Source organism: Marinobacterium iners (assembly GCF_017310015.1).
Lineage (GTDB): Bacteria > Pseudomonadota > Gammaproteobacteria > Pseudomonadales > Balneatricaceae > Marinobacterium > Marinobacterium iners.
Map to the genome: position 1 here is coordinate 2,171,658 of NZ_CP022297.1, position 24,893 is coordinate 2,196,550.

Here is a 24,893-nt window from a genome sequence, read left to right on the forward strand (position 1 = left end):
ATGGCGCTGGCGGTCAAGACAACCACCTTCGACCGTTTGCTACCCTTCCGTCACCAGACGCATGGCGGCCCCAAGAGCTGTCAAGGCACTGCCCCGCCCAAGGTCATCAATCATGGCATGCAGAGCAAATCCGGCTTCGCCTTCAGCCCCCGGACGTAGCCGCGCCACAACCACTTGTTGCTGACCGATTGCATCTTTGATGAGACTCGGAACCTGTTTGGCATGTTGATCAAAACACACACCTGGAGCCTTATCCATCAACTGCTGAACCTCATCCATATTCAGCGGCTGGTGCGTTTCAGCCTGAATTACCACCATGTCGCCATAAAATACCGGCACTTGAACGGCACTGACTTCCAGCTCCAGCCCCTCATCATCCAGTACAAGCGGCAACTGGGTACGCACAGCCGCTTCGATGTCGGTGTAACCGCTGTCAAGCAGAGTACCAACCTGCGGTATCAGGTTAAACGCAATCTGCTGGCCGAAATGACCTGACTCAGGGTCTCGTCCATTCAACAGCCGTGCCGTCTCGGATGCCAAGGCTTCGACACCGGGATGCCCTGCTGAAGAAACCGGGCTCAACAACACGAGATTCGCTTTCAGAATCTCGCAAGCACGATGCAAAGGAGCCAGCGCCAGCGCGGCTGCAATGGTAGCCGAATTCGGGATACCGATAACACGACCTGGATCAAGCGAAGCAAGCTCATCACCATTCAGCTCGGGAACGGTCAGAAATACCTGACCCTCCTCGTATCGCTGAGGGTACAGGTCGATGACCCGGCCCGGAGCCGCAAGCAGAGCCTGCTTCAGCTCGGAGCCAAGTTCGGCCTCACAGACAAACGTGAGCTGCGGTAACGACGAATCGAAAGCATCCAGAGGGCGGGTTCGATGCGCATGCCCTCTGAACATCAGGCTGCGCCCAGCCTGCTCTTCAGGTTCAAACAGGGTGAGAGTGTCGACTTCGAAGGTCGACTCATCCAGCAGTTCGAGCAGTTTCTCACCGGCCAGCGTGGCAGGCCCCAGCAGTGCAATCTTCAACGGCATATTGGTCAGTTTCTCTCACAGGCCTTCAGAACAGTCAGCGATCTGCGGCACATTTACTTCAGTGTATAAGCAAAACAGCCCGGACGTACGCCGGGCTGTTGAAAAAGCTATTGCTGAACGCTATCAGCGCTCGATCAGAATGCGCAGGATACGGCGCAGCGGTTCGGCCGCACCCCAGAGCAGCTGGTCACCCACACTGAACGCATTGAGGAAGGTCGGCCCCATCTTCATTTTGCGCAGACGCCCAACAGGCACATTCAGCGTACCGGTCACCTTGGTCGGCGACAGATCACGCATGGTGATTTCACGCTCGTTCGGTACCACGCTGACCCAGTCGTTGGCTTCGGCGATCATCTGCTCGATCTCGTCCAGCGGCAAATCCTGCTTCAGCTTCACGGTGAACGCCTGGCTGTGACAACGCATGGCGCCGATGCGCACACAGGTACCATCGATGGGAATCGGGCTGTCGGACAGGCCGAGGATTTTGTTGGTTTCAACAAAACCTTTCCACTCTTCCTTACTCTGACCGTCTTCCACCGCCTTGTCGATCCAGGGGATCAAAGAACCAGCCAGGGGCACACCGAAGTTATCGGTGGCAAAGGCATCACCGCGCATGGTGTCGACGACCTTACGGTCGATATCCAGGATGGCAGAAGCCGGGTCGGCCAATAGCGCTTCGGAACCGGCGTGGATCTGGCCCATCTGGGTGATCAGTTCACGCATGTTCTTGGCACCGGCACCGGACGCTGCCTGATAGGTCATGGAGGAGATCCATTCGATATGACCAGCCTTGAACAGACCACCCAAACCCATCAGCATCAGAGATACGGTGCAGTTGCCGCCAACAAAGTTCTTGATACCGGCGTCGATGCCACGGTCGATCACGTCACGATTGACAGGGTCCAGCACGATCAGGCTGTCATCGGCCATGCGCAGAGTAGAGGCCGCATCGATCCAGTAGCCATTCCAGCCAGACTCACGCAGTTTCTGGAACACTTCAGTCGTGTAGTCACCGCCCTGGCAGGAAACAATGGCGTCCATCTGCTTCAGCTCGTTGATATCACGCGCATCTTTCAGTGCCGGGATATCCTTGCCGATGTCGGGACCTGCCGCTCCGGTCTGGGAAGTAGTGAAGAAAACCGGCTCCGCAATATGGTTGAAGTCGTTCTCTTCCAGCATGCGCTGCATCAGAACCGAGCCGACCATACCACGCCAGCCTACAAAACCTACACGCTTCATTCGTGCCCCCAAATATAATTAGCTTTAAAACGAATCCCGAATACGAAACACCGGGCAACGGCAGCTCCAGGCTGCTCTGTTACCCGGTGGAGACGGACAAAATCAGGCGTTCAGTGCGGCTACAACCGCATCACCCATTTCGGTGGTGCTGACCGCGCGCATGCCTTCGGACATGATATCCGGCGTACGCAGATTCTGATCCAGCACCTTGCTCACGGCGGCTTCGATCTGATCGGCCGCTTCGCCCGCATTCAGGGAATAACGCAACATCATAGCGACTGAGAGGATGGTTGCCAACGGATTCGCCTTGCCCTGACCGGCAATATCCGGTGCAGAACCGTGGCAGGGCTCGTACATGCCCTTGCCGTTTTCATCCAGTGACGCGGACGGCAGCATGCCGATGGAACCGGTCAGCATGGCCGCGGCATCGGACAGGATGTCACCGAACATGTTGCCGGTTACGACCACGTCGAACTGCTTCGGAGCACGCACCAGCTGCATGGCGGCGTTGTCCACGTACATGTGGCTCAGCTCCACGTCCGGGTACTCGCTTTTCAGCTCTTCCATGATCTCGCGCCAGAGCACGGTCACTTCCAGTACATTGGCCTTGTCGACAGAGCACAGACGCTTGTTGCGAGCACGGGCCGCTTCAAAAGCAACACGGCCGATGCGGCGGATTTCGTTTTCATCGTAGACGTAGGTGTTGAAGCCTTCACGGATGCCGCCTTCCTTCTCGCGAACGCCGCGCGGCTGGCCAAAGTAGATGCCGCCGGTCAGTTCACGCACGATCAGGATATCCAGACCGGAAACGATTTCCGGCTTCAGCGTAGAAGCGTGCGCCAGCTGCGGATAGAGAATTGCCGGGCGCAGGTTGCCAAACAGCTGCAGCTGGGAACGAATGCCCAGCAGGCCCTTTTCCGGACGGATGGCGAAGTCGGGGTTGGTGTCCCACTTGGGACCACCCACGGCACCCAGCAGAATCGCATCGGCCTGTTTGCACGCTGCCAGCGTCTCATCCGGCAGCGGTACGCCGGTGGCGTCGATGGCGGCACCGCCGACCAGTGCTTCGCTGATCTCCAGCCCCAGTTCAAAACGCGCGTTGACCACATCCAGCACCTTGCGTGCTTCGGTTACGATCTCGGGACCAATGCCGTCACCCGGCAGTACCAGTATTTTCTTGCCCATCTGGGTTCTTCCTCAAAAATTCAGTTCAGTTTACTTGATCGCATCAAACAGCCAGGGTGCTTCCTGACGACGGCGCGCTTCATACGCCTTGATCTCGTCCGCGTGCTGCAGGGTCAGGCCGATATCATCCAGACCGTTGAGCAGACAGTGTTTGCGGAAATTGTCGACCTCAAAGGCAAACTCTTCGCCGGACGGGGTGACCACAACCTGACGCTCCAGATCCACGGTCAGCTGATAGCCTTCAGTGGCTTCAACTTCCTTGAACAGCTGGTCCACCTGCGCCTCCGGCAACACGATCGGCAGCAGGCCGTTTTTGAAGCAGTTGTTGTAGAAGATATCGGCAAAGCTCGGCGCAATGATGGCACGAATACCGAAATCATCCAGCGCCCAGGGCGCGTGTTCACGGCTGGAGCCGCAGCCGAAGTTTTCCCGCGCCAGCAGCACACTGGTGCCCTGGTAGCGTGACTGGTTCAGCACGAAATCCGGATTCAGCGGACGACCTGCGCAATCCTGATCCGGCTGACCTTCATCCAGGTAGCGCAGCTCATCGAACAGGTTGGGGCCAAATCCGGCCCGCTTGATCGATTTCAGAAACTGCTTGGGAATGATCATATCGGTATCGACGTTGGCACGATCCAGCGGCGCAGCAATACCGGTGTGTTGGGTAAATTGTCTCATTTCGCTCTCCCGTCTTACTGCATCAGCTCACGTACATCGATGAAATGGCCGGTGACCGCAGCGGCAGCGGCCATCGCCGGGCTGACCAGATGGGTACGACCACCAAAGCCCTGACGCCCTTCGAAGTTACGGTTGGAGGTCGACGCACAGTGTTCGCCCTGCCCCAGCTTGTCCGGGTTCATCGCCAGACACATGGAGCAGCCCGGCTCGCGCCACTCAAGACCGGCTTCGATAAAGATCTTGTCCAGCCCTTCGGCTTCGGCCTGCGCCTTCACCAGACCGGAACCGGGCACCACCAGTGCCTGCTTGATGTTGGCCGCCACCTTGCGACCTTTCACCACCTCGGCGGCAGCGCGCAGGTCTTCGATGCGGGAGTTGGTGCAGGAGCCGATAAATACGCGATCAAGCTGAATGTCGGTGATCTTCTGATCCGCCTGCAGTCCCATGTACTTGAGCGCACGCCGGATGCCATCAGCCTTGACCGGATCGGATTCCGCTTCCGGGTTCGGCACCAACGCACTGACCGGCGCCACCATTTCAGGTGAGGTACCCCAGGTCACCTGCGGATGGATATCCTCGGCCTTGATCTCGACAACGGTATCAAAGTGAGCGTCCTCATCGGACACCAGCCCTTTCCATGCTTCAACTGCGGCATCCCACTGTTCCGCCGTGGGCGAGAACGGGCGACCACGGAAATACTCAATCGTGGTGTCATCAACGGCCACGAGGCCGACACGGGCACCCGCTTCGATCGCCATGTTACAGATCGTCATGCGACCTTCCATGGAGATGGAACGGATGGCACTGCCACCGAGCTCAATGGCATAGCCTGTACCGCCGGCAGTACCGATCACGCCAATGATGTGCAGCACGACATCCTTGGCGGTCACACCGGCACCCAACTCGCCATCCACACGCACCAGCATGTTTTTCATCTTCTTGGCGATCAGGCACTGGGTTGCCAGCACATGTTCAACTTCGGAGGTGCCGATACCGTGAGCCAGTGCGCCAAAGGCTCCGTGGGTGGAGGTATGGGAGTCACCGCACACCACAGTAGTGCCCGGCAGCGTCATGCCCTGCTCGGGGCCAACCACATGCACGATGCCCTGACGCTGATCATTCATCTTGAATTCGGTAATGCCGAATTCGTCGCAGTTAGCATCGAGGGTTTTCACCTGAATACGAGAGACCGGATCCACGATCTGATCCACACCGCCGTCACGCTTGGTGGTGGGCACGTTGTGGTCAGGGGTGGCCAGGTTGGCATCGATGCGCCAGGGCTTGCGACCCGCCAGGCGCAGGCCTTCAAACGCCTGCGGCGAGGTCACTTCGTGCAGAATCTGACGATCGATGTAAATCAGCGCACTGCCGTCTTCATTCTGGCGCACCAGATGGGCGTCCCAGAGCTTGTCGTATAAGGTTTTTCCGGCCATGTTATCTCCCCTCGTGTTGTCCGGTCTCATGGCGATAAGCGCTCATCCTAGTGCAGGCCGGCCCAACACACAAATTCATATTTTTTATGATTTGAATTCCAAAGAGGAATGGATAGACTCTCCATAACACGTCCACCCCTGCAGGCAACATTATGGATACCGCCGGACTGCACGCTTTCGTTACCGTCACTGACTGCGGCTCGTTTTCACAGGCTGCCCAGCAGCTGTTTTTAACCCAGTCAGCTGTCAGCAAACGGATTGCGCTGCTTGAGAGCCAGCTCAACTGCCGTTTGTTTGACCGCATTGGACGCCAGGTCGTATTGACTGAGGCCGGCCATGCACTGCTTCCCCGTGCCCGCAACATCCTGCTCTCGATAGAAGATGCCGAGCGCACGCTGGGCAACCTCTCAGGGCAAATCGGTGGCCGCCTGGCCCTGGCCACCAGTCATCACATCAGCCTTCACCGCCTGCCTCCAATTCTGAAGACTTTTGTCAATCAGTTCCCGGACGTGGAGCTGGATCTGCAGTTTGCCGCCTCCGAGGTGGCCTATGAGGGCGTTTTGAAGGGTGAGTTGGAGCTTGCCCTGATCACACTGGCACCTCAGCAGGATGATCGCCTTTGTGCTCGCACAATCTGGCATGACCGCCTGCAATATGTGGTCGCACGCAACCACCCCCTGGCTCACGTCGATCGCCCTTCACTGACCGAACTGAACCGCTACCCGGCCATTCTGCCCGGTGCCGATACCTTTACCCACCAACGCGTGAGGCAGCAACTGGCGCTGCAGGGACTGGAACCAAATCTTGGCATGAGCACCGATTATCTGGATACCATACGCATGATGGTAAGCATTGGCCTTGGCTGGAGTCTGCTGCCAGAGACCATGATTGATGACCAGCTGGTACGACTGAATACCGGCACCGAACCGATCGTGCGCCCGCTGGGCTATATCCACCACCGTGACCGCACCCTGAGCAATGCGGCGCGGGAACTGGTCAAGCTGCTTGAACCCGGCGTTTAATCTGCACCGCGCATGGTTTAAGATCAAAACCCCTCCAGCCCACGCGGAGTCCTGACAGGTGAGCGAGCAACTATTGAACATCATGCGCCAGTGGCTCGATCAACTGGAGCAACACACCACCGGCAAGCAACCAGGCTGGGAACAACTGCAGCAGCTACTGAACAAGGTCAATGACCGGCAACTGCCCGAGGAACACGCCGAACTGTTGCTGAAACTGACCCGCCAGAGCGCCGGTTTCAATCGCTTCGCCACCGAACTTCTGCAACAGGCCGAACAGGGCAGCATCGACTCTGAACAGTTGCTTGAGCACTTCAAGCAACATCTGGATGAGCTGACGCGTGACTGGGTGTTGCACAGCTGGCAGCTGCCGGAACAGCTCGGCATGCTGCTGGGCCTGTTCAATCTGCAGCAGGCACCATGGCAGGACAGCCTGAACCAGTTTACCCAACTGCTGACAGGACTGCTGGCCAATCTGCAACCGCTTACCCGGCCCGACCTGATCAGTCAGCTGCGAGAGTCCATCAGCCTGCTGGAGCGCTTTCAACAGGCACGTACCGCCTACATGGTTCAACTGAGCGCTATCAATACCCTTGCGCTGGAGCGGATGAGCGAACAGCTTGAGCGGGATGCCGTTACCGATATCGACCATCTGCACCAACTCTGGATCGAATGCTATGAGTCGGTGTACCAACAACGAATTGCCAGCGAAGAGTACAGCCTGGCCCTGGGTGAAATCAGCAACGCCGCCATGGCGCTGCGCCAGGGCTGGCAGCAGCAGCGCGACCGCTTCTGTTCGGCCCTGGGGCTGGTAACCGACACCCGCCATGACGAACTGGCCCTGCGCCATCATCAGCTGCGCCGTCGGGTACGCACGCTTGAGCGCGAGCTGCAGCAGTTGCGCGCAGTGCACGCCCCCGCTTCCGATCACAAGGACACCCATGCCCAAGATCAGTCTTGATGCCGAGCGTGCCCGCCAACAACTGGCCGCACAAACACAACATCTGAATGACAGCATCAGCAACCTCAGTCAGCTGGACAGCCGCCACCAGGGCGCCGCACGGGATGAAATTTTCAGTGCCGATGGCGTGCGTCTTTACCACTATCACCCCACAACACGCTCGCGCACTCAGCCCCCCCTGCTGATCTGTTATGCGCTGGTCAATCGTCCCTGGGTGCTGGACCTCAGCCCCGAGCGCTCGTTTATTCGCCGCCTGTTGGATGAAGGCATTCCCGTCTACCTGATCGACTGGGGTTATCCTAGTCGCAGCGACCGCTTTCTGCAGCTGGACGACTATCTGGAGGATTATCTGGACCGCTGCGTGGACCGGGTGCTGCAGCACAGCGCTGCGGAACAAGTGAATCTGGCCGGCATCTGTCAGGGCGGGGTGTTGAGCCTCTGCTATGCCGCCTTGCACCCCGATAAGGTTCGCAACCTAATTACGCTGGTGACTCCTGTCGACAGCGCCCAACCGAGCTTCAGACTTGGACGGCTGACCGCCCATATCGATCTGGAACTGGCGGGCGCCGCCTACGGCAACCTGCCAGGCCCGCTGCTCAACGAAATTTATCAGGCACTCAAGCCGATGCGACTGGGGCTGGAAAAGCGGCTTCGGGCGGGCAAGGAGCTGAGCGGTGATTCCGAGCGCGCACTGAATTATCTGTTGATGGAGCGCTGGCTCAATGACTGTCCGGATCTTGCCAGTGCGGCGCTGCAGGAGTTTGTGCAGCTGTTTTTCAGGGACAACGCCCTGCTGAAGCCAGAGGGGTTTGAACTGGCGGGGAAAACGCTGAGGATGCAGGCGCTGACACAACCCCTGCTCAATGTCTTCGGCCTGTCTGACCATTTGGTGCCGCCGGAAACCGCTTCGGCACTGAAACAGATCACCGGCAGTGGCGACTACACTGAACTTACGGTCAAGGCGGGCCATATCGGCACCCTGACCGGACGCAAGGCACTGGAGCAGGTCCCGACCGCCATTGCACAATGGCTCAGGCAGCGGGACTTTTAATCAGTAACTGGTAAGCTGGCAACCGGTAAGCAGGTAACAGGCCGAAAGCGGTTTTACGCCTTGCTTGATTTGCTGCTGGACGCAGCCTTTGTGCTATCGCCGGTTTTGGCTGTTTCCCGCGTCGCTTCAGTCTTGGCTGATGCGTCCGCGGTTTGCTCTTCTTCAGTGGCTTCAGAGCCTCGAGGAGCAAACATGTTCCACACCGCCATATTCTGATCGGCAAAGCGCCCCATCATGGTCAGCGGGTTGGCTGCGCCCATCATGGTCTGCATCTGCTCACGGATCCGATCCTGATGCTCGAGGAAGGCGGCAATACTCTGCTCCAGATACTGACTCATCATCCCCTGCATGCTGTCGCCATAGAAGCGGATCAGCTGCTGCAGGACCTGATTGGTCAGCAGGGTGCCATGCCCTTCCGCTTCCTGCTCACTGATGATCTGCAGCAGAATGTTGCGGGTCAGGTCGTTGCCGGTCTTGGAGTCCTGAACCTGAAATTTCTCGCCACTGAGTACCAGCTGCTTCACGTCCTCAAGGGTGACGTAACAACTGCGCGATGTATCGTACAGGCGTCGATTGGTGTATTTACGCAGAATCCGCACTGCCGCTTCTCCTGTTCCACTCTGACTCATCCGTCACTTCCGTTCAGTCGGTATCGCGCTTGCTGCTTCCATACTGGTTCATCATGCTGAACAGCAGCTTCTGGAAAGCCTCCATCGAGCCGATACCGTTATTAAGATAGGGCTTAAGCAGCGTGAGCGGGTCATAACCTTCCGCCCCCGCTTCCATCTGCTCACGCACCTTGGCAATCATCTCCTGCTGCAGGCTCGCCACATCGGGTAACCCCAGGGCTCGACGCAGCTCCTCCGGTGTCATCTCAATATCAACTCTGAAGTTCATGTTTACTCCAACCGATCTGACCCGTAATTAAGGTTCATACTATAGCAACTGCAGTGCAAAACAACTTCAGCTCGCACTTTGCTGCGCTTTTTCCGGATATATCCAGATCAATGTCAACACAATAGCCACCGCAGCCGCTGCTGCCGCCAGCAGAAAACTCCACTGCCCCAAGCTGCTCCAGAGCTGCCCGGAAAGAATCGCACCCGCCGCTCCACCAGCGCCAAAGCCAAGAGATGAAAACAGCGCCTGCCCACGCCCCTGAGTTGCATTCCCGAAATAATGCTGCACCAATGCAATCCCCACCGCATGCAGACTGCCAAAGGTCGCCGCATGCAGCAGCTGCGCAAACAGCATGACCGGCAGCAAGTCCGGCAGCATGGCGGTCAGACTCCAGCGCAGCACGCACAGCAGCAAACTGACCAGCATGATGTGACGCAGACTGAATTGTCGCAACAAACGCGGCATAAGGATAAACAACAGAATCTCGGCCACCACCCCCAGCGCCCAAAGCAAACCGATCTCGCTGCGCGTATACCCAAAGTCCTGCATCATCACACTGTAGAAGGTGTAGTAAGGCCCGTGACTGAGCTGCACTAGAAAGCAGATGGCAAAAAAAGCGATCACCTGTGGCTGGCGTAGAATGACACCGATCGCATCACCGCCATCGCCTGGTCGAGCAGGCCGCTCGGGAGGCGCGGAAATGATAAGCGTATTGAGCCAGATCAGTAGCATCAGCCCCATTACCACCCAGGGCAGCACGGCAATGCCGACGAGATCCAACAGCCATCCGATCAGTACCACTGCAAGCACGAAGCCCACCGAACCCCAGACACGAATGCGACTGTAGCGGGCTTTTTCCTTACCCAGATAGCCCAAGGTTATCACTTCAAATTGGGGCAGCACCGCGTTCCAGAAAAAGCTGAAGCCCGCCATCACCAGCGCTATGCCCAGTGCACTGGTCTGCCAGAATACAAGGATGAAGATCAGCCAGGTTGCCAATGCTCCGAAGCGAACAATTCGCACCCGCTGTCCGGTTCTGTCCGCAAGCCAGCCCCACAGGTTGGGCGCTATGACTCGCGACACATGGAGTATGCCCATCAGCCAGCCGATCGCAGTGGCGCCAAAACTCAGCGACTGCAACCACAGGGTCCAATAGGGGACCAGCGTGCCCAACAGGGCAAAATAGAAAAAATAGAAGCCGGACAGGCGGACATGAGGCATAGGTCAAAATCACGAAAAAGCCGGCACTGTGGCCGGCTTGGAAGATCGAGTCTGACGCGAGCGTCAGAGTGAATCCAGTGCGGTCACAACATACTGCGGCAGTGCAAAACTGGCAACATGCAACGCCGGATTGTAGTAACGGGTGTAAATCTCGCTGGCCTCATAGCGCATCTGAACAGTGTTCAGATCAAGCTGACGCAACGCCGGATTATCCGTCGCCCAGGCAAAAGTCATCACACCGCCCGCATAGGTGGGCACTGCCGCATTGTAGAAGGTCTGATCGGCAAAATAGGGGCCCAGACGCCGGCAGGTTGTGAGAATTTCATCCGGTTGCATGAACGGCACACCGTTTTGCGCCACAAATACACCGCCTTCATTCAGGCAACGCTTGCAGCCTTCATAGAAGCGACTGGAGAACAACACCTCACCCGGCCCAACCGGATCGGTACAGTCAGAGATGATCACGTCGAATGTTTCCTGACATTCGCTCACGAACTCAACGCCGTCCGCAATCACGATATTGGCGCGTGGATCATCGAAAGCGCCTGCGGAATGATTGGGCAGGTACTGACGACACATATCGATCACGGCTTGATCAATTTCGACCTGAGTGACATGCTCAACACTGGCATGCTTGAGCACCTCGCGCAGAATACCGCCGTCTCCACCGCCAATGATCAGGACACGCCTGGCATCGCCGTGCGCTAGCAGTGGCACGTGGGTCATCATCTCGTGATAGATGAACTCATCACGCTCCGTGGTCTGAATAATGCCATCAAGCGCCATCACCGTACCGAACTCCCGGTTACGGAAGATGATCAGCTTCTGATGTTCGGTTCGGTGTTCAAACAACACCTGATCCAGCGTAAAGCTCTGACCGTAACCTGCGTACAACTTCTCAACGTAGGTAGTCGTCGTCATCAATGCTCACCTTGCCTCGGAGGATCTCTTCAACTTCAACCTTTGACGGGGCAAAGGCTGCTTCCAGTACCGGAATGGCTTTGGCCGGCTCCGATTCGCCACACATGAACACATCGAATGCCGCAAAGTTACGCTCCGGCCAGGTGTGTACACTGATATGGGATTCTGCCAACACCGCCACACCCGAGATACCGCCATTGGGGGTAAAGTGATGCAGGTGAATGTGCAGCAGTGTTGCCTTGGCAGCCTTTACGGATTCACGCAGTGCCTTTTCCATCACTTCAAGATCATCCAGGCGGGAAGCGCCGCGCAGATCGATGATCAGATGAGTACCGGCATAGCGGTGTCCGTCGCGTTCAATGAAAAAGTCCAGACGCTCTTCATCGTCGCCCTGTGTGTAGGCTGGCCAATCAGCAACACTGCCTTCAACCTCTTGGTCGTTGACTTCTGACGCCAGGTCAATCGCTTCTTGCATGGGGAGTGACTCCAGACAAGCCTGTGCTTGCGCACAGATAAAAACAAAAACCCAACCTCTCAGGTTGCGCTGAACCCTGCAGCAGCGCTAGTAAAAGTCGAAGGGCGTATATTCAGACACCTTCTCAGCGCGTTACAGATTTCGCACACCCCAAAGGGTTGGGACGTAGGGAATTTCTGCCGCATTTATACCGCGTTATGCTTAAATTTCAAGCAAAAAACGGCTTGCAGTCAGAAAAAATTAATATTGCTCCATTAAACTCAAAGGGTTACAAACCTGACTCAGCTCAGCACCGGAAGGTTTGTCTCAACATCTCCATTCTGACCACGATCACGCAGAAGGTGATCCAGTAGTACTATGGCCATCATCGCCTCGGCAATGGGGGTTGCGCGGATGCCGACGCAAGGGTCATGCCGCCCCTTGGTCACCACCTCAATCGCTTCGCCAGAAGCGTTGATGCTTCGACCCGGCAAACGCAGACTGGAGGTTGGCTTAAGCGCGATATGCGCCTCAATGGCCTGCCCCGTCGAAATGCCACCCAGAATGCCGCCAGCATGATTGGAAAGAAATCCCTCAGGCGTCATCTCATCACGGTGCTCGGTACCCTTCTGATTTACCACGGCAAAACCGTCACCAATCTCGACACCTTTGACCGCATTAATGCTCATCAAGGCATGTGCCAGATCGGCATCCAGTCTATCAAAGATCGGCTCCCCGAGCCCGACCGGCACACCGGAGGCCTGCACGGAGATACGCGCACCGATGGAGTTACCCTCCTTGCGCAGCTCATCCATGTAGACTTCCATCTGTGCAGCCGCGTCTGCATCTGGCGAGAAGAAGGGGTTATTATCCACCTCATTCCAGTCGAAGCGACTCATGTCGATCGCGATCGGCCCAAGCTGGGACAGGTAGCCACGCACCTGCACACCTTTCTGAGCCAGTACTTTCTTGGCGATGGCGCCTGCAGCAACACGCATGGCGGTTTCCCGTGCCGAAGAACGGCCACCGCCACGGTAATCACGAAAACCATACTTGTGCGAATACACATAATCTGCGTGTGCCGGGCGGAAGGTCTCGGCAATATTGGAATAGTCCTTTGAGCGCTGATCAGTATTTTCGATCAACAATCCAATCGGAGTGCCCGTGGTCTTGCCCTCGAACACACCGGACAGGATTCGCACCTGATCCGGCTCACGACGCTGAGTGGTGTGGCGTGATGTACCCGGCTTGCGGCGATCCAGGTCCGCCTGCAGATCCGCTTCACTCAGCTCAATCCCCGGAGGACAGCCATCCACTATGCAGCCCAGTGCCGGCCCGTGGCTTTCGCCGAAAGTAGTGACGGTAAAGAGTTTGCCAAAGCTGTTACCCGACATACGCTATCTCTGTAGGTTCATAAAAGCGCCGCATGAGCCCGCAGCTCTGCCGCTGTAATGGTAAATACGCCGTTACCACCGGCATCCAATTCGACCCAAATCAACGGCAGCTCGGGATAGGCCTGCATCAGATGCACCTCTGAGTTGCCGACCTCAACCACCAGCAGGCCTTCATCGGTCATGTGGTCGGCCGCTTCGCGCAAAATACGGCGGGTGATATCAAGCCCATCATCACCAGAGCCCAGCGCCAGACCCGGCTCATGTTGATACTCGGCCGGCATACTGGCCAGGTCATCTGCATCCACATACGGAGGGTTACTCACGATTAGATCGTATCGTTCACCCTGCAGGTTCTCGAACAGATCACCCTGGCGGGCCGACACCCTATCACCCAATTGATGACGTTCGATATTGCGCTGAGCCACTTCAAGCGCATCGGTTGAGATGTCAGCAAGGTCAACCTCAGCCTCCTCAAAGGCATAGGCACAGGCGATACCGATACAGCCACTGCCGGTGCAGAGATCCAGAATCCGGTTAACCGACCCGGGGCGCAGCCAGGGTTCAAAACCGGTCTCAATCAACTGCGCAATGGGTGAGCGCGGGATCAACACACGCTCGTCGACATGAAACGGCAATCCCATAAACCAAGCCTCACCCGTGATGTAAGGCAGAGGGCGCCGCAGCTCCACTCGCTGGTGCACATAATCCAGTACGCGTTCTTTTTCGGTTTGGGTCAGGCGCGCATCGAGCACGACAGGATCGGTATCCCAGGGAAGATGCACCGCATTGAGCACCAGTTGACTGGCTTCGTCCCAGGCGGTCACATGACCGTGCCCAAACCAGACTTGATGCTGATGGAAAGCCGATACCGACCAGCGGATATAATCACGCAGGGTATGCAGTTCGGAAGTAATCGCCACTTGATCCGGATTCATCTCTCGCCCGATAATGCGGAATTATGTTGATTCAGGCCGGTTATGTTAATGAAATCCCCCGTTGAACGCCATGTCTTATCCTTCTGACCAGGAGCAGGACGACGATCTCGACTTCGACTCTGCCATGCAGGGCGTTACACGGATACGTCACGATCGCCATGTAGACCCCGATGCGGGCAAGCTGAAGCTGCGACGCAAACAGGACAGCGCCACTCGCTTTCGCCGGCAGGCCGCTGAACAGGAGGTTGAACAGGTGATTGATGGCCTGTCGTCTGAAGCTTCCCAGATCGTCGATTCTGCCGATGAGCTGCTTTTTGCGGCTCCCGGCGTTCAGCTGCGGCTGCTTAAACGCCTGCGACTTGGCCACCTGCCCTGGGAGGCCGGGCTTGATCTGCACGGCTATACGGTCGAGTCGGCCCGGGATGAACTCAGCGAATTCATTCGAGACGCATCGCGCCAACAGCTGCGCTGCGTACTGATTATCCATGGCAAAGCCTACACTCAGCCCGGCCAGCCAGCCCTGCTCAAGTCATGCGTCAACGACTGGCTGCGCCAGTTGCACGATGTACTGGCTTTCAGCTCTGCCCAGCCACGGGATGGAGGTACCGGCGCGGTTTATGTACTGCTCCGCAAGAAGGGGAGCTGAGCTTTTCCTCCGTTTCCGGACAAGCTCTGCTATGATGCAGATGTTGTGAATCTGACCTCTTATTTCCGGCCGCCCCGCCTTCAGGGCATGCAGGCCGGTAATGCTGATGCTGGGACCTGCGATGATCGATCTTCACAAATATCTTAACCTGATGGCCGATACCAGTGCATCAGATCTGTTCCTGAGTACCCACACTCCGATCCAGATCAAGGTTGAAGGCAGTATGCGTGAGGTTGATACAACCCCACTGCCCCCCGGCTCCACTGAAGAACTGTCCAACCACTTGATGACCAACCATCAGCAGGAACAGTTTAAACGTGAGCTGGAAATGAATTTTGCCTATGAAGTACCCGATATCGGTCGTTTCAGGGTGAACGTCTACCGACAGCGCGGTGATGTTGCACTGGTGATTCGCATGATTCGCCACAAGATTCCATCCATTGAAGAACTGAATCTGCCCTCGATTCTGAAAAGTCTGGTAATGTTGCGCAGCGGACTGGTACTACTGGTCGGCTCAACCGGCTCAGGCAAGTCAACCTCGCTGGCTTCGATGATTGAATATCGTAACCAGCGCGCTACCGGCCACATCCTCACCATCGAGGACCCGATTGAATTTTTGCACACCAACCGAAAATCCCTGATCAATCAACGCGAAGTGGGTGTCGATACCCTGTCCTACAGCAATGCCCTGAAGAATGCTCTGCGCGAAGCCCCGGATGTAATCCTGATTGGCGAGATCCGTGATCGAGAAACCATGGAACAGGCGATTCGCTACTCTGAAACCGGCCATCTGTGCATCTCAACCCTGCATGCCAACAACAGCGTTCAAGCTGTGGAGCATATCGTCAATTTCTTCCATGAAGCAGAAATGCACAAGATCAACACGGACTTGTCACTCAATCTGAAGGGGATCGTGGCCCAGCGGCTGATCCGGGATGTAAACGAGCGCTACATCCCAGCCACTGAAGTGATGATCAACACCCCCTATATCGCCAAACTGATTGCCCGTGGAGAGTATTCTCGCATCCGAGAAGCCATTGACCAGAGCAGCAATAGCGCCGCACACACCTTTGACGCCAACCTGTTGCATCTATATCAGGACGGCAAAATCACGCTCGAAGAGGCACTGCACAACGCCGATTCACGCAACAATGTGTCACTGAGACTCAAGCTTCTGGGAGGCTGATCCCCAACTCACAGCGCAACGGCCTTTACCCGAGTGCTCTGTTCGGGTATTTTAACCGGTTTTCACCCAAGCCAGCCCCACTCCTGAGGAATGCAGCAGATGGAAGCAGAATACGCCAGCATCATAGAACAGCTCGGAGAAGATATTGGCCGCGACGGTTTGCGTGACACGCCGGCACGTGCTGCCAAGGCGATGCGCTTTCTGACACGCGGTTACAACCAGAGCCTGGATGAGGTCGTCAATGGCGCCCTGTTTTCCTCAGATAACAGTGAAATGGTGTTGGTACGGGATATAGAGCTGTATTCCATGTGCGAACATCACCTGCTGCCGTTTATTGGCAAGGCGCATGTTGCCTATATCCCTCAGGGCAAGGTAGTAGGCCTGTCCAAAATCGCCCGCATTGTTGACATGTATGCACGCCGACTGCAGATCCAGGAAAACATGACTAAAGAAATTGCCGAAGCCATTCAGCAAGTTACGGATGCAGCGGGCGTTGGGGTTGTGATTGAGGCACAGCATATGTGCATGATGATGCGCGGCGTGGAAAAGCAAAACGCCATGATGAAAACCTCAATGATGCTGGGCTCTTTCCGAGAAAACCCGGCAACCCGTACCGAGTTTCTGTCGTTGATTCGCTGACCCAAAAAACCAGGGGTGGCCGCCCATATCAGCGGCCACTCCCCCTTCGCATTACAACGATCGCAACCTGTCGTCGACTGCCCAGCACACTAGGTACGAGACTGCCAACACCTCTGGCCTTGAGCTGGCGCACATCGCCTCCCTTCTCCACCACCTGTCGCAACAAACGGTCGGCGGCTTCTTGAGACTGGCGCAGAGTCAGCTCCAGGTCCTGACCCTGCCAATGCACAACCAGCCACAACTCCTGCCCCGGCATGCCCCGCATCATATCCAGCACGGAAGCGACGGTTCGATCCGACGACTCAGGCCAGTTCTGAAGCTCAACATAACCCTGCTGTGCCAACACAGCTACAGGGTCGCTGATGGTCTGACTTTCATTTTCGAGCACATCCATGTGAAGAAAAACTCGGCCATTTCCTCTGCGTACGGCATAGAGTGCCACGTGAGCCTGATCCAGCCGCATGGCCACATAAGACTGTGTATTGTCGATCCCGTACAAACGTGACTGACCAAAGACGTCATTTGCCCAGATACTGCTCGGACCACACTGGCGACCAGAACATTCAAACATCACCTGAGCCCCTCTGTCGTCAAGCTGGGCACGCAAGAAACTGAACCCTGATTGAGGATCATAACCATCCGGCAGCTGCCAGGTCATACGTGACAGGCTTGCCTGAAGCCTTTGATCACGGTCCGTACGAATCCGGCCGTTAATTTTCATGATGCCACTGAGCATCAGGCGATAGTCTGGCTCCTGTCGCTGCTCTGAGCTAATCAGCTGAGATTGCGGAAAAGGGTTCAGCTGCAGAGGAATCTCAAACTCGGCTGCCTGCAGCGCGGGGGTAACCAGCAATAAAAGCGCTAGCGTCTTCAGATACTGTTTCATGCCTGGCTCCTTCCTCTGCGCTGCGCGGGGTTCAGAGCGCTGCGTAAAAACGGTTGATGGCCTGTGCTATTGTCTCGCTTACACCCTGCTCCAGGTGCAGATGATGCCCTCCTTCAAGGGTTAGCCGTTGCAGTCCATTAATGCAGCCAGCTCTTGTTTGGGTCAAATCGGTTGCCACTCCTTCGGTGCCCAGCACTAGCAGTGAAGGGCAACTGATACGCAGCAGGAACGCCCTTACCTGCTCCTCACTCATCCGTAATACGGAAGGCAGGTTAAGGGCTGGATCACTGCGCCAGCGAACCCCCCTTGCAGTATGGACTATGGAACGTTCGACCAGCCAGCGCGCTGCCTGTTCCCCAACCGGAAAGCGACCATTGATCCGAGCAGCTACGGCTTCTTCAATACTGGCATAGAACCGAGGTTTACGATTGCGACGACTGCGCCTACGGATTGCCTGCGCCATCTGCTCCGGAAGATCTGTCGGTGCATCCACCAGAGGCCCCAGCCCCTCAAGTAGAATCAGGCTCTCGACCCGCTCAGGCATGGCACCGGCGAGAAGGCTGCTGATACTGGCTCCCATGGAGTGCCCCAGCAGATGAAACGTCTGCCAGTTGAGCTCGTCGGCAACCGCTACCACATCTGACAGGTTATCCCAGATGTAGTAAGGCATGCTGGCGGGACGATGGTCGGAAAAACCGTGCCCCATCAGGTCCAGCGCTACCAATCGCACACCCTCAAGCGCCGGCTCAAGCGCCTTGAAAGTAGCTGCATTATCCAGCCATCCATGCAGCGCCAAAACAGGCAGCCCGTCTTCAGGGCCGGTTGCCCGTGCCGCTATCAGATGGCCGTTCACTTCAAATCTGAGCTCATCTGCCTGCATGATCATCTCCCTGCACGGCACCATCACACCCGTTCAGCAGCCTTGCCATACCCCGAGCCGGCCAATCAAGCTCCAGCAGCGCACCGCTGCAGGGCGATACCACCTGCCCATACAGATTTCCGTCCGTAAGCCAGCTGATCAACTGACCACAAAGCGGCTGATGGGTGACCACAATGAGTGACCCTTGATCCGAGAAATACGGTTCAAGGGCTGTCGCAGCTACAGGAGCATTACCCTTGGCTGTCAGCGAATCATTCAGTACCAACCGAGCACCCAGCCCTTGAGCCATGATTTCAGCGGTTTGTTGCGCACGTCGCCATGGACTGGTAACGATACAGGCTCCAGGCAGTATATTGACAACCCGAGAAGCCATGGCAGCCGCCTGTCGCTCACCCACGGACGTTAGCACCCGGTCAGGATCAAGATCTCCACCGGCTACCGCTTGTGCATGTCGCAGCAAAAGCAGCTTCATCCCTGCTCCTGTCGCGGCAATACAAACTCCACATCGGTGCTCTGCACATTCAGCATCATGCCCCGCGCGACCTCTTTCACCGGTGCCGCATTGAACACCACCTCATAGAGACCACTGACCAGTGGCATATAGATTTCCAGCTCTTCCGCTTTTTCTTTGACAATCCGCAGGGTATTGACACCCTCTGCAACTTCACCAAGAGACTCGACCGCCTGCTCCAGGCTTTTGCCCTCGCCCAGTGCGTAGCCCACTCGATAGTTGCGACTCAGGGGTGACATACAGGTAACAATCAGGTCACCAACCCCCGCCAGACCCAGAAAGGTAAACGGATTGGCTCCAAGACTTACAGCAAATCGGCTCATTTCGGCCAAGCTGCGCGTCATCAACATGCTTTTGGTGTTTTCACCCATACCCAAGGCCGCACTAAGGCCTGCCGCGATGGCATAGATGTTTTTCAAAGTGCCACCAAGCTCAACACCGTAGGTATCGGTACTGGCGTACACACGGAAAAAGGATGTATGGAGCAGAGCCTGCACCCGCTCGCGAAGCAGGCCATCTGTGCTGGCAATGACTGTTGCGGTCAATTGCTTGCGGGCGACCTCCTTAGCCAGATTGGGACCACTGAGCACCCCCACTCGGGCACCCGGAAACTCCTGTTCAATGATTTGACTCATCAAACAGAAGGTCACTGACTCAACCCCCTTGGTAGTACTGACCAGAAGCTGTTCCGGCCGCAAAAATGGCACGGCCTGGCGCACTACTGTTCTGAAGGCACTACTCGGGATGGCAATAAATATCGCTTCGGTTCCACTCAATGCCTCCTGCAGGTCGGTGGTCGCCCTGAGCCCTGGCGCCAGATCAACTCCTGGCAGGTAACGACTGTTGCGATGATGCGCATTGACTTCGTCAACCGCCTGTTCATTACGCATCCAGAGCCTGACATCAAGCCCCTTTTCAGCCATCAGGTTTGCCAGCACTGTGCCGAAGCTGCCGCCACCAAGAACGGCAACAGGTGACTGATTCTGCATGCTATCTCCTAGAAGAGGAGTGGCTACACTCCCCGGTCGATCCAATCAAGAAGGGTCCAGCTTGTCGAGCAGTCGGCCTATACCGAAGAACAACAGCTTGACCACCGCATACGCGAGCCCTGCAAGCAACAGAAACAGAAACAGCTGCAGGAGATCACCGGTTCGCTGGTAGCCCGCCACCGCAATAGCGGCAAAAAAGGCGCTGAGCACAATACCCAGCACCGAACTGATTCGTTTCAGGTTGTGTCTGTCACTCATGACCCGGTCCGTTTTCAGTGTTTCTGCTCTTCGGCTTCGCTGTCCGCTACCGATTCTGATTCTGCTTCAGCGGCATCGGTAGCATCGACCTGCGCACTCGCATCAGACTGGGGGTCGTCTGCAGCCATATTCTGTGCCTGAGCCGCTTCTTGCTCCGAATCAGCAGCGGTTTCAGCGACTACATCAGCTGGCGTCTCCTGTATTTCTGCCTGAGCATTTTCCGGCTCCGGCGAGGGTACAGCCTTGTCAGCAATATCTCGATCTACTTCCGCCAGTGGTTTCAACAGTTCGGCATCAGGATGTATACACTCGAGCTTGACGCCGGTTTCTCGCTCGATATCGGGGATCAGAAATGAGTCATCTTCACAGGCAAAGCAGATTGATGTTCCACTCAGGCCGGCACGACCGGTGCGACCAATACGGTGCACATAATCATCGGCATCTTCGGGCAGCTGGTAGTTGATCACGTGAGTAACGCCATCGATATGGATACCCCGCCCAGCCACATCGGTCGCCACCAATACTTCTATCTTGCCACTGCGGAAATCTTCCAATGTCCGCAGACGCTTGTTCTGAGGAATTTCGCCCGACATCAGAGCTGCCTTGATACCGTCCTTACAAAGCCGGTCTGCCAGCGCACGGGTTTCATGACGGCGGTTGCCAAAAACAATCGCACGATCAATGCCATTGACGCGCAGATAGTTACGCAGCAGCTGGTATTTTTCATGACTGGATACCAAAAATACCTTCTGTGCCACATTATCAGTGGTTTTGCGCTCGTTTTCGATCTCGATGGTGACCGGATTGTGCGTCCACTGCTCTGCCAGTCGCATTACATCGTCGGTAAAGGTCGCGCTGTACAGCAACGTTTGCCGCTCTTCACCCTTACGCGGCGTACTGCGAATAATGGTTCTGACATCCGGGATAAAACCCATGCTGAGCATGCGGTCCGCTTCATCCAGTACCAGCACTTCCACATTGAACAGATCAACTTCGCGGGAGCGCACGAAATCGATCAAGCGCCCCGGTGTCGCCACCAGAATGTCGACCGGTCTGGCGGCCAGATCCTTACGCTGCTTCTCGTAATCCATGCCACCAACCAGCGATACAGTGGACAGATCCGTATACTTGCCCAGAGCCTCGGCATCGGAGGCGATTTGAAGTGCCAACTCTCGAGTAGGCGCAATGATCAGAACACGCGGCTCACCCAGCTTCCGATTGCTTTCCAGCGGGTAGTCCAACAGGTCGGTCATAATGCCGATCAGGAACGCCGCTGTTTTGCCTGTACCCGTTTGCGCCTTGCCGATCAAGTCTCGACCGTTAAGCGCATGCGGGATCGTCGCTGCCTGAATCGGCGTGCAGTATTGAAATTCCAAGTCGGCAATCGCACGCATTAAGACGTCCGGCAAGCCGAAATCATGGAAGCGGCGCTTGCCTTCAGCCACAGGAACATTGAACTTGACCGGGCTCCAGCCGGACTGGCGACCTGTATCGCGCGGCTTGCGCGAACGACGGCGCCGACGTGGGCGATTGCTGTTATTTTTGGGCTCTGAGGTTGCCGTGGCTGTACTCTGTTTCTCTTCAGTACTCAAAATCGGATCCATTCAGATTGTCAGTTGATTTCGCGCCGGAAAGGAGGCAAGGAATCCAGCAGTTGTCGACCGTAACGGCGCGTTACTACACGCCGGTCCAGCAGTACCACCCGCCCTCGATCCTGTTCCGTTCTCAGCAGTCGCCCTACGGCCTGCGTCAGTCGCATCGAGGCAGCCGGCACTGTCCAGTCGGTGAAGGCGTTACCACCACGCTGCTCTATCCATTCCGCCATGGTAGCATCTACCGGATCATCCGGGACACTGAACGGCAGCTTGGTGATAAAAACATCGGTTAGATACCGCCCCGGCAGATCGACCCCCTCCGCAAAGGAGGCAAGGCCGAAGATGATACTGCGTTTGTCTTCATCCACGCGTTCGCGGTGCAGGCGCAGCGTTTCCTGCTTGCTGTACTGCCCTTGTGCCAGCACACTATTTTTAATGGATTCGTCGAGTTGATCAAGCACCGAGCGCATTTGGCGCCATGAACTGAACAGCACCAGCGCCGCGGCAACCGACTTCAACTCGGTATTGAGATATTCCAGTACCTCATCGGTATGTGCATCAGGCTGACCCGGATCGGTTCGCATCGCCGGCACCTGCAACACACCACAATTGGCGTAATCAAACGGGCTGTTCAGACGCAGTGCCGATGTTTGTGGCGACAGCCCCAACGCTGAAAACAGCTGATCGAAGCGACCCAATGCCGTCAATGTTGCAGAGGTTATCACGGCAGCATGACAGACTTTCCAGAGGTGTTCCGAGAGGGTATCAGCCGCAGAAACAGGTGCACTTCTAAGCTCAAGGTCTTCACCAGCAGGACTCTCGATCCGATTGATCCATCGTGCAGTGGGCGAGCTACCTTCAGGGTCCGGCCGCGCATAGGCATGTGCCAGCCACGCTATCTGCTGCACACGCCCCAACAAACTGCCAATTTGGGGAAACCATCGCTCGGCAACTGCACGGGGGATATCGGCAATACCACCTTCCATCGCCTCCTTGAGCAAATCGACGACCTGCTCAAGATGCTGCTGCGCTCGGTCGGCCGCCTGACCAAGGCTGAAGCAGGGCTCCAGCAGTGGGTCGGGTACCCGCCCTTGTGCAAAGCGATAGCGGTCTTTGACGCTCTCGGCAAACAGTGGCCGCAGCAGCAGCTCAAGCTGCTCAAGCGCAAGCCCCATCTCTTCAAAAGGACGATGAAGTCGCTCTACCGGATCTGCCAATTGCACCGGTGAACCGGTCTCTGTCACCAACTGAGTCAGCTGCTTTTGTGCAGATTTCAGTAATCGACGACTGCCCTCAAGCCTTGCACCAAAAGCAAAGTGACCACTCGCCTTGTCAGCCAGGTGATGTCCTTCATCGAAGATATAGATGGTTTTTTCTGGCTCGGGCAGGATGGCTCCGCCACCAAGCGCAAGATCGGCCAGCACCAGGTCGTGGTTGGCAACAATCACGTCTGCCTCTTCCAACCGGTCACGAGCCCGGTAGAAAGGACAGGCACTGAAATTCAGACAACGGCGGTTGCTGCACTGCATGTGATCACTGGTCAATGGCCGCCAGATGCCATCATCCACTTCATCTGCAAGTGCATCACGATCCCCGTCCCACTGACCTGAGGCATAGCTGTCCATCAACTGCTGATACAGTTGCAGCACATCATCGGGCAGCTTTTCAGCTGCCTCATCTTCATATAACGCCATCTGGCCCAGCAGGCCCTGCTGTTCAAGATGGCCTTCCACCTTGTTCAGGCAAAGGTAACGCCCTCGCCCTTTCGCGAGCCGGTAGCGCATTGGCAGGCCTGTATGCGCTTCAACTTCGGGCAGATCCTTGTTGATGAGCTGTTCCTGCAGCGCCACGGTTGCCGTAGACAACACCAACCTGCACTCCTGAGCCCGAGCCAAGGGGATGGCCGCCAACAGATAGGCGATCGTCTTGCCGGTACCGGTTCCGGCTTCAACAACACCCACGGCGGGGTGCAGATCATCCGTTTCACTGCGTGGAACAGCAGCCGCTGCAAGGGTTCGCGCCACGGCTGCGATCATCTGCTTCTGTGCCGGTCGTGCAGTCAGGCCACGACTCTTCAGGAAGCGACTGTAGGCCTCCTGGATCTCTTTTTTTTGCGCCTCGCTCAGCACGCTCAATCCTCATCCGATCTGTGTGGCGATTCTAGCAAGATACTGGATATATAAACAGAAAAATGCTTGACCCTGCTCATTCACTGTATAGAATCACAGTAACCGGATAGGGAACAGATGCCATGAAATTGACCAATCGCCAGACTGAAGTACTGGAATGCATTCGCAAACATATCGAAACAACAGGCTACCCGCCCACCCGAGCCGATATTGCACGCGAACTGGGATTCAAGTCAGCCAATGCGGCTGAAGAACACTTGAAGGCACTGGCCCGCAAAGGCGCCATCGAACTAACCAAGGGCACATCAAGAGGCATTCGCTTGCCGGAAGCCGAGCAACCGGATACCGAAGGCCTGCCCGTTATTGGTCAAGTGGCAGCAGGTGAACCCATCCTGGCACAGGAGCATGTCGAGGACCACTGCACCATCTCGGCAGACTTCTTCCGCCCCCGCGCTGACTACCTGCTGCGGGTCAAGGGGATGAGCATGAAAAACATCGGAATCATGGATGGCGACCTGCTCGCCGTACATCAAACCCGAGAGGCCCGGGACGGGCAGGTTGTGGTCGCACGGATCGGCGACGAAGTAACGGTCAAGCGCTTTAAGCGTGATGGCCGCAAAGTCTTTCTTATTGCCGAAAACGAAGACTTCAGCCCGATAGAGGTAGACCTGAGTGAACAGGAACTGATCATCGAAGGACTGGGTGTTGGCGTTATCCGGCAAGGCAACTGACAGAGGTCACT

The 24,893-nt window shown here is 56.4% G+C and carries 25 protein-coding genes and 1 pseudogene; 7 read left to right on the forward strand and 19 right to left on the reverse strand.

The window, feature by feature from the left end; translation table 11 throughout:
- Window positions 1-39: 39 nt before the first annotated feature.
- The 5 genes from CFI10_RS10440 to leuC all read right to left on the reverse strand — a co-directional run bounded on the left by CFI10_RS10440 (window position 40) and on the right by leuC (window position 5,579).
- Window positions 40-1,044, reverse strand: a complete 1,005-nt coding sequence (locus tag CFI10_RS10440) for an Asd/ArgC dimerization domain-containing protein (protein ID WP_206834364.1) — start codon at window positions 1,042-1,044, stop codon at window positions 40-42.
- A 123-nt stretch (window positions 1,045-1,167) separates the two neighbouring features.
- On the reverse strand, window positions 1,168-2,283 hold the full coding sequence (gene asd / locus CFI10_RS10445; protein ID WP_206834365.1) for an aspartate-semialdehyde dehydrogenase: 1,116 nt from the start codon (window positions 2,281-2,283) through the stop codon (window positions 1,168-1,170).
- Window positions 2,284-2,385: 102 nt separating this feature from the next.
- The gene (gene leuB / locus CFI10_RS10450) at window positions 2,386-3,468 is read right to left on the reverse strand and encodes a 3-isopropylmalate dehydrogenase (RefSeq protein WP_091823105.1); all 1,083 of its coding nucleotides are present in this window, start codon (window positions 3,466-3,468) and stop codon (window positions 2,386-2,388) included.
- A gap of 30 nt (window positions 3,469-3,498) precedes the next feature.
- Complete coding sequence (gene leuD / locus CFI10_RS10455; RefSeq protein ID WP_206834366.1) at window positions 3,499-4,146, reverse strand: 3-isopropylmalate dehydratase small subunit; 648 nt, start codon at window positions 4,144-4,146, stop codon at window positions 3,499-3,501.
- Between the two features lie 14 nt (window positions 4,147-4,160).
- Window positions 4,161-5,579, reverse strand: coding sequence for a 3-isopropylmalate dehydratase large subunit (gene leuC, locus CFI10_RS10460; RefSeq protein WP_206834368.1), 1,419 nt, complete (start codon window positions 5,577-5,579; stop codon window positions 4,161-4,163).
- Window positions 5,580-5,731: 152 nt separating this feature from the next.
- Between leuC and CFI10_RS10465 the strand changes: the two genes are divergently transcribed.
- The 3 genes from CFI10_RS10465 to CFI10_RS10475 are packed head-to-tail and all read left to right on the forward strand — an operon-like array spanning window position 5,732 to window position 8,610.
- A complete protein-coding gene (locus tag CFI10_RS10465; RefSeq protein WP_206834370.1) occupies window positions 5,732-6,601 on the forward strand; it encodes a LysR family transcriptional regulator in 870 nt (289 codons plus the stop codon).
- A gap of 58 nt (window positions 6,602-6,659) precedes the next feature.
- Complete coding sequence (locus CFI10_RS10470; RefSeq protein ID WP_206834372.1) at window positions 6,660-7,559, forward strand: poly(R)-hydroxyalkanoic acid synthase subunit PhaE; 900 nt, start codon at window positions 6,660-6,662, stop codon at window positions 7,557-7,559.
- Window positions 7,540-8,610, forward strand: a complete 1,071-nt coding sequence (locus CFI10_RS10475; protein ID WP_206834374.1) for an alpha/beta fold hydrolase — start codon at window positions 7,540-7,542, stop codon at window positions 8,608-8,610. Before CFI10_RS10470 ends, CFI10_RS10475 begins: the two co-directional genes overlap by 20 nt.
- A gap of 53 nt (window positions 8,611-8,663) precedes the next feature.
- Here the strand turns inward: CFI10_RS10475 and phaR are convergent, their stop codons facing one another.
- The 7 genes from phaR to prmB all read right to left on the reverse strand — a co-directional run bounded on the left by phaR (window position 8,664) and on the right by prmB (window position 14,432).
- Window positions 8,664-9,239, reverse strand: coding sequence for a polyhydroxyalkanoate synthesis repressor PhaR (gene phaR / locus CFI10_RS10480; RefSeq protein ID WP_242529959.1), 576 nt, complete (start codon window positions 9,237-9,239; stop codon window positions 8,664-8,666).
- A 13-nt stretch (window positions 9,240-9,252) separates the two neighbouring features.
- Window positions 9,253-9,507 carry a DUF6489 family protein gene (locus tag CFI10_RS10485; protein WP_091823124.1) on the reverse strand — a complete coding sequence of 85 codons (255 nt, stop codon included), beginning with the start codon at window positions 9,505-9,507 and terminating at the stop codon, window positions 9,253-9,255.
- Between the two features lie 66 nt (window positions 9,508-9,573).
- A complete protein-coding gene (locus CFI10_RS10490) occupies window positions 9,574-10,728 on the reverse strand; it encodes an MFS transporter (protein ID WP_206834376.1) in 1,155 nt (384 codons plus the stop codon).
- Window positions 10,729-10,791: 63 nt separating this feature from the next.
- Window positions 10,792-11,649, reverse strand: a complete 858-nt coding sequence (speE, locus tag CFI10_RS10495; RefSeq protein WP_206834377.1) for a polyamine aminopropyltransferase — start codon at window positions 11,647-11,649, stop codon at window positions 10,792-10,794.
- On the reverse strand, window positions 11,627-12,124 hold the full coding sequence (gene speD / locus CFI10_RS10500; RefSeq protein WP_175527570.1) for an adenosylmethionine decarboxylase: 498 nt from the start codon (window positions 12,122-12,124) through the stop codon (window positions 11,627-11,629). Before speD ends, speE begins: the two co-directional genes overlap by 23 nt.
- Before the next feature lie 281 nt (window positions 12,125-12,405).
- Window positions 12,406-13,497 carry a chorismate synthase gene (gene aroC / locus CFI10_RS10505; RefSeq protein WP_206834379.1) on the reverse strand — a complete coding sequence of 364 codons (1,092 nt, stop codon included), beginning with the start codon at window positions 13,495-13,497 and terminating at the stop codon, window positions 12,406-12,408.
- 17 nt (window positions 13,498-13,514) lie between these two features.
- Complete coding sequence (prmB, locus tag CFI10_RS10510) at window positions 13,515-14,432, reverse strand: 50S ribosomal protein L3 N(5)-glutamine methyltransferase (protein ID WP_091823136.1); 918 nt, start codon at window positions 14,430-14,432, stop codon at window positions 13,515-13,517.
- A gap of 70 nt (window positions 14,433-14,502) precedes the next feature.
- Between prmB and CFI10_RS10515 the strand changes: the two genes are divergently transcribed.
- From CFI10_RS10515 to folE, 3 genes are all read left to right on the forward strand, one after another.
- Window positions 14,503-15,078, forward strand: coding sequence for a Smr/MutS family protein (locus CFI10_RS10515; RefSeq protein WP_206834380.1), 576 nt, complete (start codon window positions 14,503-14,505; stop codon window positions 15,076-15,078).
- A gap of 121 nt (window positions 15,079-15,199) precedes the next feature.
- Window positions 15,200-16,264, forward strand: a complete 1,065-nt coding sequence (locus CFI10_RS10520; protein ID WP_206834381.1) for a PilT/PilU family type 4a pilus ATPase — start codon at window positions 15,200-15,202, stop codon at window positions 16,262-16,264.
- Window positions 16,265-16,363: 99 nt separating this feature from the next.
- On the forward strand, window positions 16,364-16,903 hold the full coding sequence (gene folE, locus CFI10_RS10525; RefSeq protein WP_091823808.1) for a GTP cyclohydrolase I FolE: 540 nt from the start codon (window positions 16,364-16,366) through the stop codon (window positions 16,901-16,903).
- A 28-nt stretch (window positions 16,904-16,931) separates the two neighbouring features.
- On the opposite strand, the gene CFI10_RS10530 is transcribed toward folE, so the two are convergent.
- The 7 genes and pseudogenes from CFI10_RS10530 to dinG form a co-directional block, all read right to left on the reverse strand.
- Window positions 16,932-17,789 carry a DUF4892 domain-containing protein gene (locus tag CFI10_RS10530; protein ID WP_091823143.1) on the reverse strand — a complete coding sequence of 286 codons (858 nt, stop codon included), beginning with the start codon at window positions 17,787-17,789 and terminating at the stop codon, window positions 16,932-16,934.
- A gap of 31 nt (window positions 17,790-17,820) precedes the next feature.
- On the reverse strand, window positions 17,821-18,669 hold the full coding sequence (locus CFI10_RS10535; RefSeq protein WP_242529960.1) for an alpha/beta fold hydrolase: 849 nt from the start codon (window positions 18,667-18,669) through the stop codon (window positions 17,821-17,823).
- Window positions 18,656-19,141 carry a SixA phosphatase family protein gene (locus CFI10_RS10540; protein ID WP_206834382.1) on the reverse strand — a complete coding sequence of 162 codons (486 nt, stop codon included), beginning with the start codon at window positions 19,139-19,141 and terminating at the stop codon, window positions 18,656-18,658. Before CFI10_RS10540 ends, CFI10_RS10535 begins: the two co-directional genes overlap by 14 nt.
- On the reverse strand, window positions 19,138-20,169 hold the full coding sequence (locus tag CFI10_RS10545; protein ID WP_091823150.1) for an NAD(P)H-dependent glycerol-3-phosphate dehydrogenase: 1,032 nt from the start codon (window positions 20,167-20,169) through the stop codon (window positions 19,138-19,140). Before CFI10_RS10545 ends, CFI10_RS10540 begins: the two co-directional genes overlap by 4 nt.
- 45 nt (window positions 20,170-20,214) lie before the next feature.
- A complete protein-coding gene (locus CFI10_RS10550; protein WP_091823153.1) occupies window positions 20,215-20,427 on the reverse strand; it encodes a hypothetical protein in 213 nt (70 codons plus the stop codon).
- 281 nt (window positions 20,428-20,708) lie between these two features.
- Window positions 20,709-22,031: pseudogene (gene rhlB, locus CFI10_RS10555) on the reverse strand (ATP-dependent RNA helicase RhlB); the annotation flags it as partial.
- Window positions 22,032-22,039: 8 nt separating this feature from the next.
- On the reverse strand, window positions 22,040-24,151 hold the full coding sequence (gene dinG / locus CFI10_RS10560) for an ATP-dependent DNA helicase DinG (protein WP_206834384.1): 2,112 nt from the start codon (window positions 24,149-24,151) through the stop codon (window positions 22,040-22,042).
- Between the two features lie 122 nt (window positions 24,152-24,273).
- Between dinG and lexA the strand changes: the two genes are divergently transcribed.
- Window positions 24,274-24,882 (forward strand): transcriptional repressor LexA, encoded by a 609-nt coding sequence (gene lexA / locus CFI10_RS10565; RefSeq protein WP_206834385.1) that lies wholly within the window; start codon window positions 24,274-24,276, stop codon window positions 24,880-24,882.
- Window positions 24,883-24,893: the final 11 nt, after the last annotated feature.